Raw genomic sequence first — 17,691 nt, 5'->3', positions numbered from 1 at the left:
GCCTGCGGATCGGAAAATCTTTGCGCGATTCATTTCCGATGTAACGCCACATTATTCGGCGCGTGATCGCCACCGCATGCGACGGCGCCCACGTCACATTCCCGCAAACCGTTGCCTGGCAAGGCCGCGCGGGATGCCTGCAAGATCAGGAAAACGCGCCCGGACACCTTCGGGCGTGAGAAACCACCTTACAAGTGCAACCACGCAAGCGCCGGGAGCGCCGCTAGATTGAAGCCGTGTTCAACACGAACCCGATACGGAGCCCCCAAATGAAACGCGCCCTCGCCCTGGCCATCCTGCTGACCGCCACCAGCGCCCTGCTTTCAGCCTGCATCGTGGTGCCGCCACGCGGCCCGCACTACCACTACTACGACCGCTACTGACGCTACCGAACGGCCGCTGCGGCCATTGAGCCAGACGCGCCACCAGCCGCCGGTTCAACGCCAGTCAAGGAGACATCATGAAACGCCAACTATTGCTCGCTGCCGCCGTGCTTGCCGCAGGCGGAGTTCTCGGGTTGCTGCCGCCTGCGGCGCAGGCGCACGACTACTACCGCGGCCCGCCCCCGCCACCGCACCATGAGATGCGCCCAACGCCGCGGCCGGGCCATGTCTGGGTGCCGGGCCACTACGACCGGGCACATGGGGCTTACGCATGGCGTGAGGGCTACTGGCAACCGGCGCGTCCGGGCTATCGATACGTACCTGACCGCTGGGCCCGCGGGCCGAACGGCTGGTACAAGCGGCCTGGATACTGGGACCGTTGAGCGGATCGCCAAACGGACGCTGTCACGGACATTCTTACGGACACGCTTCAGGTAAGTCAGCACACGCTCTACCGGGCTGCGGTTCCGGCAAACGGGAAAATGGCTGAAGGCGGGCTGGGGCCATGGGCATGGGACCCGGCCCGCTGCCATTTTTACCCCCTGCCGGACTCCCGCGAATGGCGGTGGGATACCGGGCGGCGGGTGCCCGACAACCAGCCTTTCTTCTCCTACTGAAGAGGGGTAACCCTCTCATCCATTTGCCCTAGTCCGACTGCCCGCCCTATCGCAGTCAAAGGTCGAATTAATGACATAAAGGTACTTTCCCAGGGGTTTCATCATTGCGTCACCCCGCACGATATTTGTTAATGCCACACCCCCCAACCGGGTGAACTTTTGATATTCACCAGACGATTTTCATTCAAATCGGTTGCATGTGTGAAACATTTTCGAATGCCGCTGTATCAACGATGCAACCGCTGTGACAGGCCTAATTACAAGGGCCTGCGAGCTTTCTGACAACCAAATGAACGACCCCGGCAATGGATTATGAGATGGACCTCATTCCAACCCGGCACCACCTCAAACCCGGCCGCTTGCATTCAGATCAACCACCCCATAAGATGGTTTTAAGTTCGATTTTGGAGCGAGATTTTTTTTTCGGGTTTGGGTTCGGGTCATCCTTCCGGTCGCGCGGACAAGTCCATCCTGACAAGTGGACGTCGACTGATACGGAAGCACGGGGTTGGCGCAGTTTCGCGGCACCGCCAAGGCGGCGCTTGTCCTGACGCAGCAGTTCACTCCCACACGCAAAGCTCCCGAAGCTCACCCATGAACGGGGAGTGAACAAGAATGAACGCCTTGCTGATCGAGGAGCATCCGCTGCTCCGGCTCGGGCTTCTGCAGATGCTCGAAACCATTCAGGAATTTGGACACGTGCTGGCGATGTCGCCGGCCGACGTTGTCCGGCTCGAAGTCCCACATCGAAACGCTGAATTGCTGGTGTTCGGCATGCCTGCCGACCCGGCCGCAGGCTGGGTCCAGCTCGAGCAGGCTCGCGAGCACCTGGCACCGCAGCGCATTCTGGTGCTGGCCGATGGGCTGCCGCTACACGTGCCCAACACCGATGCCGCGCGCGGCATTTGCGGTTGCCTGCCCAAGTCCGCTTCGCTGGCGGTGATCGAGGCCGCCATCCGGCTGGCCATCTCCAGCGTCCAGGGGCTGATGTTCGCCGGCGAAGCCGCCACGACGCCATCGGCATCGCGCTCGGCCATGCCGGTCACGCAGTCGCTGGCCTCCGCGGCGCCGCTGCCGTTGTCATCGGCCATGCAGCCAGACCCGCTTTCCCCCGGCCTGTGCGCCAGCGCCATGCGTTCCGCGGTGGCCGTGCGCGACCTCACCAGCCTGCGCCCCGGGCAGCCGATGTCTTCGCCCGTCGCGGTGGCGCGGCCGCTGGCCGAGGAAGAGCCGAGCTATGACGAAGCGGAGATGCTCCAGATCACGCCGCGTCAGTACGAGGTGCTGGTGCTGCTGGCCCGTGGCTATCCGATCAAGACCGTCAGCCGCATGCTCAATATCTCCGTGGCCACGGTGAAGAGCCATGCCTGCACGCTGTACCAGCGGCTCAAGGTCCGGAACAAGGGCGAAGCCGTCTACGCGGCGCTCCAGCGCGGCGCAACGCTCGAGTGGGTCAGCGGCGACGAGCCGTCGGCCCGTCAGGCGGCCCGCCGCGACGAAACGCACTACCCGTCAGGCGCGGCAACCGCCACGCTCTGATCCCTCCGGCGGGCGCCGCTGTGTGCCCTGCGCGCCCGCCAATCTCCCTTCCTTGTTGTCATGCCGAAGCCGCGTACGCACGTGGATCGCGGCCAGGCGTACCCATTTCTGCGTAGACCGGCCGATCCGGCCGAGCAAGGCCCGCGCGTCGAAACAACCCATTTGTGTGCTATCCCACAGTGCCATGCGGTGCTACGGAATACAGTCCCCTCACGGGTATGCCGCGGCCCGTCCCGGGTCGCGCTGAATCCCGGGTACCGCTTGCGGCCACAAGCCAGGAGCCTCGGACGAAATGGGTGCTAACGACCTCCAACCGATTGCCGGTCTCGGCGAAGCAGATCTGACGCACAACCCGCGCCCCCGGCGCGCACTGATCACAGGCATCACGGGCCAGGACGGCGCCTACCTGTGCGAACTGCTGCTGGACAAGGGCTATGAGGTTCATGGCGTCAAGCGCCGCAGCTCGCAGTTCAACACCGAACGCATCGATCATCTCTACCAGGACCCGCAGGAGCCCGATCGCCGTCTGTTTCTTCACCATGGCGACATGACCGACACGGCCAGCCTGATGCGCGTCGTGCAGCAGTCGCAGCCCGACGAGGTCTACAACCTGGCCGCGCAAAGCCACGTGCAGGTTTCGTTCGAAGAGCCCGAATACACCGCCAATACCGATGCGCTGGGCACGCTGCGGCTGCTGGAAGCGCTGCGCATCCTGGGGATGGAACGCTCCACGCGCTTCTATCAGGCATCGACATCAGAACTCTACGGCCTCGTGCAGGAGATACCGCAGAGGGAATCCACGCCGTTCTATCCACGCAGCCCTTATGCGGCGGCCAAGCTCTACGCGTACTGGATCACCGTGAACTATCGCGAAGCGTACGGCATGTACGCATGCAACGGCATCCTCTTCAATCACGAGAGCCCGGTGCGCGGCGAAACCTTCGTCACGCGCAAGATCACGCGCGCCGTTGCGCGCATCGCACTGGGCCTGCAGGACACGCTCTACCTGGGCAACCTGTCCGCCCTGCGGGACTGGGGACACGCGCGCGACTACGTCGAGATGCAATGGCTGATGCTGCAACAGCCGCAGCCCGAGGACTACGTCATCGCCAGCGGCGAGCAGCACAGCGTGCGCGAATTCGTCGAGCTTTCGGCGCGCACGCTCGGCATTTCGGTCAGCTTCTGCGGCAGCGGCACCGAGGAAGTGGGCGTCGTCACCGCCATCGATGCCGGCATGGGCGCGGTACGTCCCGCCTGCAAGGTTGGCGACGTCATCGTACGCGTGGATCCGCGTTACTTCCGTCCCACGGAAGTGGAAACGCTGCTCGGCGACGCCAGCCGTGCACGCGCGCAACTGGGCTGGACCCCGCGTATCGGCTTCGAGGCGCTGGTGCGCGAGATGATCGAATCCGACTACGCCGCGGCACGGCGCGATGCGCTGGTGCGCCTGGCCGGATTCCGCGCCTACGACCACCATGACTGATACCCGGCCCCGCATCTATGTGGCCGGTCATCGCGGCATGGTCGGCTCGGCCATTGCCCGCGCGCTGCGGGCAAACTGCGATGTGGAGATCATCACGCGCACGCATGCGGAGCTGGACCTGTGCGACCAGCAACAGGTCCAGGCATTCTTTGCCGGGCAGCGCATCGACCAGGTCTACCTGGCCGCCGCGCGCGTGGGCGGCATACACGCCAACAACGCGTTTCCAGCGGAATTCATCCAGCAGAACCTGGCGATTGCCACCAACGTCATCCATGCGGCATGGCAGAACGGCGTGCGCCAGCTGCTGTTTCTCGGTTCAAGCTGCATCTATCCAAGACTTGCCGAGCAGCCGATCCGCGAAGAGGCGCTGCTCACGGGCGCGCTGGAACCAACCAATGCGCCGTACGCACTGGCGAAGATCGCCGGCATCATGCTGTGCAGCAGCTACAACCGCCAGTACGGCACCGATTTCCGCTGCGCGATGCCCACCAATCTCTACGGACCCGGCGACAACTACCACCCCGACAACAGCCATGTCATTCCGGGCCTGCTGCGCCGCTTCCACGACGCCGCCGCGCAGGGCGCCGCGCAGGTATCGGTGTGGGGCAGCGGGCGGCCGTTGCGCGAGTTCCTGCATGTCGACGACCTGGCATCGGCGTGCCTGCACCTGATGGCCCTGCCCGTGGCCACGTATCGGCACGCAGCGCCGCACGGCTTTTTCAACGTGGGCAGCGACGACGAAGTCAGCATCGCGGCGCTGGCGGCGCTGATTGCCAGAACCACCGGTTTCCACGGCACGATCGGATTCGATGCGAGCCGCCCGGACGGAACGCCGCGCAAGCGGCTGGACTGCAGCGCCATCGCGGCCACGGGCTGGCACCCGCGCATCGCGCTGCAAGAGGGCTTGCAGGACACCTATCGCAACGCACTGTCGAACGGCCTGCTGAGTACGCGCGAGCCGGCGCCGGCAGCCTGACCACCCACGCCGGGCTTTCCCGGCACGATGGCAAGCGCAAGATGAAGATCCTCATGTACTGCCTCAACTACGCGCCGGAGCTTACGGGTATCGGCAAGTACACCACCGAGCAGGCGGAATGGCTCGCGGCACGCGGGCATGAAGTGCGCGTCATCGCGGCGCCCCCCTACTATCCCGCATGGAAGATCGGCGACGGTTATCGTGCGTGGCAATACCGCCGCGAGCACATCCGCGGCGTGGACGTCTGGCGTGCACCTGTCTGGATTCCCGCACGGCAGTCCGGGCTGCGGCGGCTGCTGCATCTGGCGAGCTTTGCGCTGTCCAGCCTGCCAGTGCTGGCCCTGCAGTTGCGCTGGCGTGCCGATGTCGTGTTCATGGTCGAGCCGCCGCTGATGTGCGCGCCCGCCGGGACGTTGCTCAGCCGCTGCCGGGGCAGCAAGGCGTGGCTCCATATCCAGGATTACGAAGTCGATGCCGCCTTCGCGCTTGGTTTGCTTCGGCAACCGTGGCTGCGCTGGCTGGCGACACGGTTCGAGCGTTTCCTGCTGAAGCGGCAGGACCGCGTATCGTCGATCTCCCCGGCCATGGTCGCACTGGCCATCGAAAAGGGCGTCAGCCCGTCGCGCGCGATCCTGTTGCCGAACTGGACGATACTGCACGACACCCCCGCTGACGCCGCCGCGGCGATGCGGGAGGAACTGGGCATCCCCGCGCACGCGGTACTGGCGCTTTACTCGGGCAACATGGGCGCCAAGCAGGGACTTGAACATCTTTCGGCCGCCGCAGCACTGTTGCGCGATCGGCAAGACATCCACTTCGTGTTCTGCGGCGACGGCGGTGGCCGTGCCACGCTGCAGACCGCATCTGCGGGCCTGCCACGTGTGCAGTTCCTGCCGCTGCAGGACGTGGATCGATTCCAGGCGCTGCTGGCAGCCGCCGACATTCACCTGCTGCCGCAACGCGCGGACGTCACCGATCTGGTCATGCCATCGAAACTGACCGGCATGCTGGCCAGCGGCCGCCCGGTCGTCGCCACGGCGGCCCCGGATTCCGCACTGGCCGACGTGGTCAGCCAGTGCGGCGTAGTGGTGGCGCCCGGCGACAACGCCGCATTTGCCCGCGCGATTGCCGCGCTGGCTGACGATGCCAGGAAACGTGCGGGGCTTGGCGCGGCGGGGCGTCGATGGGCGCAGCAGCATCTGGAACGCGATGCCGTGCTGACGCGATTCGAGCAATCGCTACGTGCGGTGCACGCCAACGTCAAGGATAGCGCGAGTGCCGACAGGCGCGGCGACGCGCTGGAGAGCTGGGGCCCCTGACACCAGCGTATTGACCATAGCGTTGACGGTAGTGGCGACGGACCCGCTCGCTATCCACCAACGAGCGCCAACGAGCGCCAACGAGCGTCAACGAGCGTCAACGAGCGTCAACGCGACTCAAGTGCTTGCCGATGCATGACTTGTCGCCACGCCGCTGCGCAATGCAACCTGGTAAAGACGCTCATACTGATCCAATGCCTGCTCCGCAGAGAAGCGCGCGGCGTGCTGCAAGCTTTGCTGCACTACCTGCGCGCGCTCCTCGGCGGACCACTCGAGCATCGCGGCCAGCGTCGGCGCGCAGCGCGCAGCCCAGCCTTCCACATCGGCATCGTCCATCGGGGGAACCAGTTGGGCGACACCGCCCGCCACTTCCCGCATCGGATCGCGATCGACGGTCAGCACCGGCGTACCGCATGCCATGGCTTCAATGATCGGCCAGCCGAACCCTTCGGCCTGACTCGGGAACAGGAGGACCGAAGCCAGCGCGTATGCAGCATGGACGCACCCGGTATCCAGGCCGGAAAGCCAGTGCACTTGCCCGCCAGCCGCCTCCGCCTGCGCACCCAGCGCGCGCAAGGCGTCGGTGGGCGGTGCACCGATCATCCAGAGCGGGCGGATTGGCTGGTCCTGATGGCTCATCCGGCAGTAGGCGATATACATCGCAAGTACGCCGCGACGGTTCTTGTACCAGTCGTTGCCACCGACATGCAACAGGGCTCCAGTGCCGATTGCAGTGTGCCCTGCGCTGCGCAGGCGCTCCACCGCGGTCGCGGCATCAAGCGGGCAGTACGGATAATTGAGGCCGTTGTACACCACGCTGCATTGAAACGGCGATCCGCCATGAAAGCGGCCAAGATCCCTGGCGGTCTGGTGCGACACGGCAATGAAATAGCGGCCCAGCCCGAGGCTGGCGCGGATCATCCTCTGGTAGACGCGCGTCGCGGCTCTCGATAGCTCCATCTGGGGCAGCTCGCCTGCCAGGGCGCGCAGCGGCGTGAAATCGTGACTGTGGATCGCGTGCGGATAGCCACGCAGGAAATGCAGCCACATGGCAAGTGCATGATCGGCCAGCACAACCAGCGTACCGGCACGGTCGCCGCGCAGGCGCCACCTCACCAGCAGGGGAAACAGCAGATACTGGTCCAGGTAGCCCAGCCATTTGCGCGACGCGCGTCCAATTGCCAGGCGCTGCAGCATCGGCTCCGGCGACCACAGGAACACTTCATGGCCGCGGTCTGCCATCCCCTGCGCCACCATGGCCGCAAAACGGTTCATGCTGTGGCTGCCGAAATACTGCGGATGGCCGAGCACGACGATCCTCATATCAAGTCTCCAGAAAGGGAACGGGTCAGGCGCGGCACAGATGCGCACGCGACAGGCGGCACGCGGCCGACCCACCTGCCGCACCATGCAGCACCATGCCGCACCATGCCGCGCCCCCCTGCTGACTGTCCGTACGCTGTCGCACACCGTTTCCAGACCGGCGCGAGAACGGTGCGCTAACCCACATCCGTACGCGCGCTGCGCGTATAGGCTCGCCTGATATCGATGTTGCTTCGGTGTATCAGCGCATCTGCTCCGCACCACACCAGCCAACCAGCGAGTACCGGTCCGTGTCAACGCTGCCCCCTCCGGCCGCCGCCCGGCAGCCATCACTGTTTGCGCGTTTTCGCCTCAATGCGCTCAGCTACGGCTATGCACAGATCGTCACCATCCTGGCCCAGCTGGTGCAGTTGCCGTTCTTCGTCAATTCCTGGGGCAAGATCGGCTATAGCGACTGGCTGGTGCTGACCGGTGTGCCGTCGCTGTTCATCCTGCTCGACCTGGGCATTTCCCAGGCGTCGGCCAACCGTGCCACGATATGCGCCGGCGCACATGACTGGCCTGCCGCCCGCGTCATCCTGCAGACGTCCTTCGTGTTCGCCCTCATGCTCGGCGTGGCGATCTTCACACTGACCTGCGCCATAACACCGCTCATCGACTGGGTCGCGCTGCTCAAGCTGCACACCATCAGCAACGAGGAGGCCAGGCAGATCACGCTGTACATGGCCCTGTATGTCGGCTTTCAGTTTATAGGGGGGCCAGTGGACGGCTGGTTCCGCGCGATGGACCATGCTCCGCTGGGCGCTTTCCTGATCGCCAACCGCCGGCTGGCAGACATCGTGATCACCATTGCGGTCCTGCTGTGCGGCGGCGGCACCGTCGCACTGGCCGCAGCCATGTGCGCCTGCCAGGCGCTGCTGGCGGTGGGCCAGATCATGATTGCGAACCGCTATACGCCACTGCCCGTGGTAGGCATCCGCCATGCATCCTGGGCCGAGTTCCGCGCGGTCCTCAAGCCCTCGCTCGCCTACGCAAGCTTCCCGCTGTCGCAGGCCATTACGTTGCAGGGCGGCGTGCAGGTGCTTAACCAGCTCGGCGGCCCCGCGGTAGTGGTCGCCTACACGATGGCGCGCACGCTGATGCGCATGATCATTCAGTTTGGCGTGGTGGCCAACTACGCGCTCAAGCCTGAGATCTCGCGGCTTGCCGGCCAGGGCGACATGGCCCGCGCGCGAGCCTTCACGCGCAGCGCGGCGCTGTGGATCATGGCGGCCTGCGTGATCGTCTACGCCTGCCTGGTGGGAGGCGGGCCCCGCATCATCGAGATCTGGGGACGCGGCGCCGTGCACGTCGGCCACTTGGAACTCGCGGTTATCGGACTGCATGCCCTGTTCAACGTCGCCTGGTTCATCCCCGCGGCACTTCTGATCGCCACCAATACGCATGTCAGCGTTGCAACCGTGTATGCAGGCGCCAGCTGTGCCGCGCTGGCCATCTGGCTGCTGCTGGCGCAAGCGCTGCCACCCACTCTAGGGGCGGCGCTGCTGCTGCTCGTACCGGAGACGGTGGTACTTGCATGGCTGTTGGCCAGTTCCTGGCGCTCGCGTGTGCTGCCTGCTGGCAGCAGCGACGGCGGCCAGTCCGTGTCGACCGCCTCCGAACCCCTTGGGGAATGACATGATCCTGAGCGCCCGGAAGCCATATCGTTCGAACCTGCTGCTACGTGTGCAAAAGAAGCGCGGGCACCTGCTCGCCGTGTGGTCGCTATTGGTGTTGTTCCAGATGCTGTGCTTCCTTACGCCAGAAAACATCGTCTGCGCCGTGTTGATCCTCATCGGCGGCGTGCTCGGCGTGAGCTTCTCGGCGCGGCGCGATCTGCTGCGCTGTTATCCCGTATCCACGCTGATCGTGCTCGGTTACACCCTTTCCTATTTCCTGCTGCCACCAGTCGCCACGCTGTTCGAGTGGAAGCCGGTGACAAACAACCTGGTTCACGCGGAGCTGATCTTTGTGCACGCCCTGGTGTGCTTGCTGTTCTTGCTGGGCGCGCACGCGCTCTACCGAAAGAGCCGGCTGGCGGGCTCGGTGCGCAAGGCGCTCACAGTCCGCGTATTGCAGCCGTTGGGGTACTTCCGTGTACCGAGCAATGCCCAGTTCCTGATTCTCGGCGGCATCGGGCTGGCGGCGATGAGTTACCAGGTCTTCGTGCTGGGCTCCGCGCGCGAGGAAGTGCTGGGTGCGGACAACAAGTTCATGCAGGCGATGTTTCCGCTTGTCTACCTGCCGTACTGCATCCTGATCCGGCCGGTCCTGGGGGCAAGCGGCGCGCGCGTGTCCGCGTTCTGGAAGCTGGTGCTCGCGGCCTACACAGGCGTGCTGCTGCTCGTTTCGATGGGCAGCAACAGCCGCTCCGCCTTCCTGCTTGGCCTGACCTCGCTCGGCATCGCCTACCTGTACGGGGTTGTCTCGGGCAGTGTGACATCGCGGCTGTTCAGCGTGCGCAACTTCGTGCTGCTGGTCGCCGGGCTGATACTGGTGCAGGGACCGGTGGCCGACCTCGCCACCAGCATGGTGATCGTACGTGATGCAAGGCGCGATCTGGCGGCCGCCCAGTTGCTCGAAGAGACCATGACCACGATGCATGACCGGCGCGCGATCGAGGAGAGACGGCAGCAGGATGCCACCAAGAGCTACGACTGGGACGAGTACTACGTCGACAACCTGTTCCTGGCGCGTCTGTCGAACCTCAAGTTCGCCGACGAAAGCCTGGACCTGGCGCTGCGTCAGGACGCGTCGGCCAAGGCAAAGCTGCGCGACCTCGAATGGCAAAGCGTACTCAGCGTCTTGCCTCGACCGGTCATCGACATGCTGGGCCTGCCGGTGGATAAGGACCTGGTCAGCACCTCGTCCGGGGGCGACCTGATGCTTTTCACCACCACCGGCGACTACGATGCATTGAAAGGCTTTCGCACTGGCTCGATCTTCGGCAGCGGCTATGCGCTGTTCGGCTGGCTGTATCCGTTCGTGATCGCACTGGCGTTGATCCCGATCTTCACGCTCGCCGATACACAGACCACGCGCGTGCGCAACCCGAATCCCGGCCCGCACTCGGCACCCTGGTTACCGGCATTCAACTCCTTCAATGCCGTGCGTCTTTTTGCCTGGCTATTCTTCCTGACCAGCGCGGCGACCGGTATGGAGTCGATGGCTGGCCTGCCGCGCTACGTCGTGCGCAGCTGGATCGAGACCCTGCTGATCTACCTGCTTGCCTACTGGTTCTCATACGCAGTCCTGCGCATGATTCCCTGGCGCCCTGGCCGCGCGGGCGGCTAGCCTGCGTGCCACCGGCCGGAGCAAATCACACTACAACGCTCCGTACCGGCGCAGACTCGTCGCGCTCAGGTCTTGCGGGCGATGAAGTGAAACCAGTAGACCTGGCTTACATCGTCATCTTCGCTTAGCTCACGCGCATCGAGGTTGCCGAAGACGACCTCCGTTTGCAGGCCAAGATTGGCCAACGCGCGCTTCTGGGCGGCCATTTCCGTGTAGATGATCACAATGCCGAACTTGTGCGCGGCGCACACGCGCACGGCGTAGCCATCGTACTCGCGGTTGAGTCTGGAATGACGCAGATAGTTGATGGTGGCAAGAGGCAGATTGACAATGATGCGGGCCGTATTGAAGCCCAGCCGCAGCGGATTGGGCGACCACTTTGGCAGCTGAAGGAAGCGCGTCAGGTTCTCGCGGTAGCTCGGGCCGCGCTTGTTGTGCGTGGAGAACAGCAGCAAGCCACCCGGGCGCAGCACACGGGCAAATTCCCGCAGGATCGCGCTGCGACCGTCGGCGTCAACCGCATCGATGCCGTTGAAGCTGAACATGACCATGCCAAAGCTGTTATCGGCGAAGGCAGACAAGTCGCGCGCATCCATGCGATGCACGGCGACACCGGGATGGTTGCGTTGGCAGATCTCAACCAGTTCCGGCGTGTAGTCGATCGCCACATAGTCATTGCTGAGCGCGCGCAGCATCTGCACGGTGCGCCCGCCACCCACGCCAACATCGAGCAGCGGTGTGCCACGCACTTGATCGGCAATTCGCGCGATTGCCGCAGCCTCGCCAGGATCTGTCGGCTCTACCGCAGCGGCGAACCAGTGGCGAGCGCCCCAGCTGGTCCATGCCTTTCTGTTGATCCGGTCCTGAACTGTATCCGCGATCATGAATGCCTCCGTGCTGAACGCTGCTTGCTGGTCGCGCGCCGTCTTTCCGGGCGCTATCCGATCATGCGCGGATGACCCTGCGCACTCGGTGCGCTTGCGCACCGAAAGAGCGGCGCCGCGCGGCGACCATGACCTCCACAACCCGGCCAACCTGTGCTGCCGCGCCATTGCTGGCGGCCGCGGCTGAAGCACCATTGAAGCACCATGATCCTGCAACGTACCGATCGCCTTTCCGGCCCGTCCTTCACGCTGCGCAACCGCGTGGTCCGCCAGATCTGGAACTGGACGTGGTTGCTGCTGTTCCGCCCGAGCCCGCGCTCCGCGCATCGCTGGCGCGCGGCATTGCTGCGCCTGTTCGGCGCACGACTTGGACACCATGTGCACATCTACCCGTCCGTCAAGGTGTGGGCGCCGTGGCACCTGACGATGGCCAACCATACGGCAGCGGCCGACGGCGTCACCCTGTACAACATCAGCCCGATCGAGATCGGCGAGTTTTCGATCGTCTCCCAGGGATCCCATCTCTGTACCGGCTCACATGACTACAACGATCCCACCTTCCAGCTGATCTCGGCACCGATCGTGCTTGGACGGCACGTGTGGATCTGCGCCGAGGCCTTCATCTCGCCTGGCGTGTCGCTGTGCGAAGGATCGGTGGTCGCACCGCGCTCGGTGGTGACCAGGCCACTGCGCGAGACCTGGACCGTCTACGGGGGCGCACCGGCCAGGGCGATCGGGAAGCGAAAGCCACAGCCCTGAATCATCCGTGGCGAGCGGTGCCGGCGCAATCAGGTCGGCTCGGTTGCCTTGGGTACGCGCGACGCCGTGGATGCCTGCAATGTCGGACTTTCAAGCCCCTTTTCTTCGGCCGCCTGACGCTCACGTAATTCCAGTGTCTTAAGCACGATCATGTACTCGTAGATGCACTGCAACAGCGTGTAGTGCAATCCGGGCAATCCATCCAGGAACGAGCGGCGCAGCACCAGCATGTAGAAGAACTTGATCAGCGGGCGGGCAGGTAGCCGATAGAAGATGCGCTTCTGGTGCAGGCGGCGCTCGGACGGGTCGCGCGAGAACAACGCCTTGCCAATTGCCGGGCGGCCCACACGATTGCGCACGATCAGCTCCGCCTCCATGGTCGAGTAGAGATTGTGTTTGTTGAGCCAGTGCTTCATGCCCTTGGAGAACGGATAGTGATCGAAGGGGTTGCTCAGCTCCGCGATGTTGCCATCCACGACCAGCACCTCGTTGATCTCCCGCTCGAAGTGCACACACGACCGCCGCACCAGCCGGATATTGAAAGGCGAGATGGATGCATGCTTCAGATGCTGGCCAAGCCAGAAATCGCGCCGCCCCATGCGCGCCGCCGCCACGGAATCATCACAGGTGGCAACAAGGGCCAGCGCCTCTTCGACCAATGCCTGGCCCAGCCGCTCATCGGCGTCCAGCATCAACACCCAGTCGTTCAGGATCGGTAGCTGGTGCAGGCCGAAGTTCCGCTGTGCGGCAAAGTTATCGAAAGGGCGCACGGTCACCTTCGCGCCGAGCGCTGCGGCGATGCTGCACGTCTCATCCGTGCTTTCGGAATCGAGGACATGCACGTCGTCGGTTATCGCCGCCACCGACTCCAGGCAGCCTGCGATATCGCTTGCCTCATTCTTCGTCAGGATCAGTACGGAAATGGATGTCATCGATCGCCTCGCATGCGTCAAGCGCCCCCGCCAGAGAACGCATCGCGCCACGTCTGGAGGCCATGCCGCAGCCTAGCCGGGCCGCCCGGCATGGCTCCGTGCGCTACGCCACACTGATCGAATGCCCTCCTCTCCGGGCTGCCGCCCGTACGCCGCGCCTGTACCCCGATCCCGCACCAAATATGTGTGAGACCGTACCGAAGACGGGGCCACTCCGCCTCAAGATGGCAATGTCCGGGGACAGGCGTGCCTTTCTGTCCCCCAGCAGCAATGGAGAATGCCGTGATCGGACTGTCCCGCCCTGCTTTATCCTACGCCGCGCGCCTGGGTATCGCGTGCGTCGTGGCCGTGCTCGCCGGCTGCGCAGCATCGCCGGGCATGCGCCTCACCGGCACTATGCCGGTCGACGCCGCAGACCCGAGCGCCCCGCCGCCCGAGATCACCCCAATTACACTCGAACTGGTGCGCACCATGCGCGCGAAGGCGCCGCCCACCAACGCTGGGGTCGAAGAGCTGTTCGCCAAGCCCCAGCCCTACCACATCGGCCCGGGCGACATCATCTCCGTGGTGGTCTGGGATCACCCGGAACTGGTGTTTCCGACCCAGACCTACAGCATCGCCGCGGGCTTCGAGATGCCCGCCCAGACTGGCGGCTCGAACATGCCAGGCTACGTGGTCAGCCCGCTGGGCGATATCCAGTTTCCCTATGCGGGTGTGATGAAGGTCGGCGGCAAGACCGCCAACCAGGTGCGCGACGAGATGGCGCGTGCGCTGTCGCGCGTGGTCCGCGATCCGCAGATGACCGTACGCGTGCTGGGCTTCCGCAGCCAGCGCATCTATGTTGACGGCGAGGTGAAGACTCCTGGCATGCAGGCCATCGACGATGCGCCGATGACGCTTGTCGAGGCGCTCAACCGCGCCGGCGGCGTACTCAACCTGACCGGCGACAACAGCCGCATCCGCGTGACACGTGGCGAGCGCAGCTGGTACGTGAACATTCCCGCCATGCTTGCCAAGGGCGTCGATCCCGCGCAGATCCTGCTGCAGTCGGGCGATATCGTGCGCGTTGAGCAGCGCGAGGACAGCAAGATATTCGTCACCGGCGAGGTGCTCAAACCGACGTCGCTGCTGATGCGCAACGGGCACATGTCCCTGAACGAGGCCCTCGGCGATGCCGGCGGCGTCAATCCGGGCACCGCCGACGCCGAACAGATCTACGTGATCCGGCGTGCGTCCAGCGGCGCTCCGCAGGTCTTCCATCTCGATGGCACGTCGCCGGTGGCACTCGCGGTTGCCGAGAGCTTCGAACTGGAACCCAAGGACGTGGTCTATGTCGACGCGCGCAACCTGGTGCGATGGAGCCGCGTGATGGGCCTGCTGATCCAGCCGATTACCGGCACTGCCGCCTTCATCAAGCCATAGGTGCAAAGGCGAATACATGGCCGAAATACGCTCAATCCTGGTCGTCTGCCTGGGCAACACTTGTCGAAGCCCGATGGCCGCATGCCTGCTGCGTCAGGCACTGCCGGAGTGCCGTATCGAATCGGCCGGACTGGCGCCGCCGATCGGGGCCGTAGCCGACCCGCGCGCGGTGCGGCTGCTTTCCGGCGAGCGCTGCGATCTGAAGCGGCACCGGGCACGTGCGGTTGACAACGCACAGATCGAGTCCGCCGACCTGGTGCTGGTAATGGAGGCCGACCAGCGTACCTATCTCGAGCAGCACTACCCGTGCTCGCTTGGCAAGACCCATCGTCTCTGCGAGCAGGAGCAGACAGATATCCCTGACCCGTACGGCGGTTCGCAGAACATGTTTGTGATCGCACTCGGCCTGATCAGGCTGGGCGTCGAATCGTGGTCGGCACGCATCCGCTCGGCTGCCACCGATCCGTGCGGAGGAACAACATGAACACAGAGAAACCAGTGCAAGGCGGCGCGGCCGACAACTGGGACGCAGCAGAAACACCGATCGACCTGAGCGCCTACCTCGACGTACTGTTGCGCTTCCGCTGGACTTTCATGACAGTGGCTGCGGCGGTGATCGTAGTGGGACTGCTCTACGCGCTTCTTACCAAGCCCGTGTACCGCGCCGACATGCTCGTGCAGATCGAGGACACCGGCTCCAGCAGCAATGCGTCGAAGATTGCCGCGTCCATCTCTCCGGTGTTCGATGTGAAGCCTGCGGCAACGGCGGAGATCGAACTGCTGCGCTCGCGCATGGTGGTTGGCAAGGCAGTCGACAACCTGCGCCTCGACATCAGCGCCATGCCGCGCTACTTCCCGGTGATCGGTGCCGCCATCGCCGGCTACCGCAGCGAACTGTCGACACCGGGCCTGTTCGGCTGGGGGGGCTTCGCCTGGGGCAACGAATCAATCAAGGTGGACGACCTTCAGGTGCCCGCCAAGATGGACGGTCGCAAGATCATCCTCACCGCACTGGGCGAGCGGCGCTATCGCGTGGCCTTTGCCAGCGATGCAACCACGGCTGCCGGTACGCTCGGCACGCCGCTTGTGGTCAACACCGAATCAGGCCAGGTCAGGATCATTGTCAGTCAGCTCGACGGCCATCCCGGTACCCAGTACGTTGTACGCCACGTCGCCCGCTCGGCAGCCATCGCGGACCTGCAGGAAAGGCTGATAATCGGCGAGCGCGGCAAGCAGAGCGGTGTGATTGGCATTGCGCTGGAAGATACCTCCCCCGAGAGGACGACCGCTATCCTCAACGAGATCGGCAATGAATACGTAGACCAGAACACACGCCGCAAGGCCGAGGAGGCCGAGAAATCGCTGGCCTTTCTGGAAAAACAGCTGCCGCAACTCAAGCAGCAGGTCGAAACCGCCGAGACGCGCTATAACGCCATGCGCAACCAGCGGGGCACGGTGGACCTGAGTGAAGAATCCAAGCTGTACCTGTCGCAATCCGTGCAGATCCAGACACGCTTGCAGGAACTCAAGCAGAAGCGCCAGGAACTCGCCACGCGCTACACGCCGAACCATCCGAGCGTCGAGATCCTCGACAGCCAGATCGCCAGCCTGAGCGCCCAACTGGGCGGCGTTACGTCGAAGATCCAGCGCCTGCCCGAAGTCGAACAGAACGTGTTGCGCCTGATGCGCGATGTCAAGGTCAGTACGGAGATGTACCAGGCACTGCTCAATGACGCGCAGCAGTTGCGGCTGGTGCGCGCCAGCAAGGTAGGCACTGCGAGGCTGGTGGACCCTGCGGACCTGCCGCTCAAGCCGGTACGCCCGAACCGCATGATGATCGGCGTGGTGTCGCTGGCAATGGGGTTTCTGGCAGGTGCGCTGGCCGTGGTCATGCGGCGCATGATGAACGGCGGTCTCGCCGAGGCCGACGACGTGGAACGGCAGACGGGCCTGACCGTCTATGCCACGATCCCGCTGAGCACCGCGAAACCCGCGGATGGTGTGCTGGCCATGCGTCAGCCTGACGACCCCGCCATCGAGAGCATGCGCGGCTTCCGCACCTCACTGCAGTTTGCATTGGCCAACAGTCGTGACCATGTCGTGGTCATCACCGGGCCGGCCCCGGGGGTTGGCAAGTCGTTCCTGTGCGCGAATTTCGCCGCGATCGCCGCCGCGGCCGGCCGCCGGATCGTGCTGGTCGACGCGGATCTGCGCCGCGGCGGACTTCACCGCAGTTTCGACAAGCCGCGCGAGCCTGGACTCACCGAGCGCCTCACGGGCACCCCGCTGGACAAGGTCGTTCAGCGCGATGTGCTGCCCGGCCTGGACTTCATCGCCACCGGCGCGCAACCGCAACTGGCCGCTGATCTGCTGCAGGCATCGGCAATGGACGCACTGCTCGAGGAACTGAAGGCCCGCTACGACATCGTGCTGATCGACACGCCGCCGGTTCTGGCGGCATCCGATACCGGCATCCTCGCCGCAAAGGCAGGCGCCGTGTTCCTGGTGGCGCTTGCAGACAGCACGACCGCCAGCGAACTGCAGGCCTCGCAGCGGGCGATCATTCAGGCCGGGGGCGAAGTCAAGGGTGTACTGTTCAATGGCCTCGATGTCGAGGGACGCTGGTACCGGCCGCACTACCGCTACGGCAAGTACCGCTACCTGGCCCAGTACGGCGCAGCGAACTCGAAGCGCGCCTGAGCGCCGCGTTCCTGGAGACGT

General features: G+C 64.6%; 14 protein-coding genes. 11 read left to right on the top strand and 3 right to left on the bottom strand.

Features of this window, described 5'->3' with window-relative positions:
- Positions 1–460: 460 nt before the first annotated feature.
- The 5 genes from B552_RS28460 (at position 461) to B552_RS0114840 (ending at position 6,317) form a co-directional block, all read left to right on the top strand.
- Entirely contained in the window at positions 461–766 is a 306-nt protein-coding gene (locus B552_RS28460; protein ID WP_083860296.1) for a YXWGXW repeat-containing protein, read from the top strand.
- A gap of 849 nt (positions 767–1,615) precedes the next feature.
- Positions 1,616–2,539, top strand: a complete 924-nt coding sequence (locus tag B552_RS0114855; RefSeq protein WP_019449821.1) for a LuxR C-terminal-related transcriptional regulator — start codon at positions 1,616–1,618, stop codon at positions 2,537–2,539.
- A 292-nt stretch (positions 2,540–2,831) separates the two neighbouring features.
- On the top strand, positions 2,832–4,022 hold the full coding sequence (gene gmd, locus B552_RS0114850; protein WP_019449820.1) for a GDP-mannose 4,6-dehydratase: 1,191 nt from the start codon (positions 2,832–2,834) through the stop codon (positions 4,020–4,022).
- Entirely contained in the window at positions 4,015–4,998 is a 984-nt protein-coding gene (locus tag B552_RS0114845; protein WP_019449819.1) for a GDP-L-fucose synthase, read from the top strand. The genes gmd and B552_RS0114845 overlap by 8 nt, the downstream gene beginning before the upstream one ends.
- A 41-nt stretch (positions 4,999–5,039) precedes the next feature.
- Positions 5,040–6,317, top strand: a complete 1,278-nt coding sequence (locus B552_RS0114840; RefSeq protein ID WP_019449818.1) for a glycosyltransferase WbuB — start codon at positions 5,040–5,042, stop codon at positions 6,315–6,317.
- Positions 6,318–6,434: 117 nt separating this feature from the next.
- Here B552_RS0114840 and B552_RS0114835 read toward each other — a convergent pair whose 3' ends face one another.
- Positions 6,435–7,640 (bottom strand): glycosyltransferase, encoded by a 1,206-nt coding sequence (locus tag B552_RS0114835; protein WP_019449817.1) that lies wholly within the window; start codon positions 7,638–7,640, stop codon positions 6,435–6,437.
- Between the two features lie 290 nt (positions 7,641–7,930).
- Here B552_RS0114835 and B552_RS0114830 point away from each other — a divergent pair, with 290 nt between their 5' ends.
- A complete protein-coding gene (locus tag B552_RS0114830) occupies positions 7,931–9,316 on the top strand; it encodes an MATE family efflux transporter (RefSeq protein ID WP_019449816.1) in 1,386 nt (461 codons plus the stop codon).
- A 1-nt stretch (position 9,317) separates the two neighbouring features.
- Positions 9,318–10,973: a hypothetical protein gene (locus B552_RS0114825; protein WP_019449815.1), complete on the top strand. Its 1,656-nt coding sequence runs from the start codon at positions 9,318–9,320 to the stop codon at positions 10,971–10,973.
- A 65-nt stretch (positions 10,974–11,038) separates the two neighbouring features.
- Here B552_RS0114825 and B552_RS0114820 read toward each other — a convergent pair whose 3' ends face one another.
- The gene (locus tag B552_RS0114820; protein WP_019449814.1) at positions 11,039–11,857 is read right to left on the bottom strand and encodes a class I SAM-dependent methyltransferase; all 819 of its coding nucleotides are present in this window, start codon (positions 11,855–11,857) and stop codon (positions 11,039–11,041) included.
- Between the two features lie 204 nt (positions 11,858–12,061).
- Between B552_RS0114820 and B552_RS0114810 the strand changes: the two genes are divergently transcribed.
- Entirely contained in the window at positions 12,062–12,616 is a 555-nt protein-coding gene (locus B552_RS0114810; RefSeq protein WP_019449812.1) for an acetyltransferase, read from the top strand.
- A gap of 29 nt (positions 12,617–12,645) precedes the next feature.
- Here the strand turns inward: B552_RS0114810 and B552_RS0114805 are convergent, their stop codons facing one another.
- The gene (locus B552_RS0114805) at positions 12,646–13,548 is read right to left on the bottom strand and encodes a glycosyltransferase family 2 protein (protein ID WP_019449811.1); all 903 of its coding nucleotides are present in this window, start codon (positions 13,546–13,548) and stop codon (positions 12,646–12,648) included.
- A gap of 378 nt (positions 13,549–13,926) precedes the next feature.
- On the opposite strand from B552_RS0114805, the gene B552_RS0114800 reads away from it, so the two are divergent.
- The 3 genes from B552_RS0114800 to B552_RS0114790 are packed head-to-tail and all read left to right on the top strand — an operon-like array spanning position 13,927 to position 17,670.
- Positions 13,927–14,970, top strand: coding sequence for a polysaccharide biosynthesis/export family protein (locus tag B552_RS0114800; protein WP_237718223.1), 1,044 nt, complete (start codon positions 13,927–13,929; stop codon positions 14,968–14,970).
- A 16-nt stretch (positions 14,971–14,986) separates the two neighbouring features.
- A complete protein-coding gene (locus B552_RS0114795) occupies positions 14,987–15,454 on the top strand; it encodes a low molecular weight protein-tyrosine-phosphatase (protein ID WP_035879857.1) in 468 nt (155 codons plus the stop codon).
- Positions 15,451–17,670: a polysaccharide biosynthesis tyrosine autokinase gene (locus B552_RS0114790; RefSeq protein WP_019449808.1), complete on the top strand. Its 2,220-nt coding sequence runs from the start codon at positions 15,451–15,453 to the stop codon at positions 17,668–17,670. Before B552_RS0114795 ends, B552_RS0114790 begins: the two co-directional genes overlap by 4 nt.
- The last annotated feature ends 21 nt before the right edge of the window (positions 17,671–17,691 follow it).

The sequence above is a fragment of the Cupriavidus sp. BIS7 genome (assembly GCF_000292345.1).
Taxonomy (GTDB): domain Bacteria; phylum Pseudomonadota; class Gammaproteobacteria; order Burkholderiales; family Burkholderiaceae; genus Cupriavidus.
Note: the sequence above shows the minus strand (reverse complement) of the source record. Positions and strands in the feature narration are given on the sequence as shown.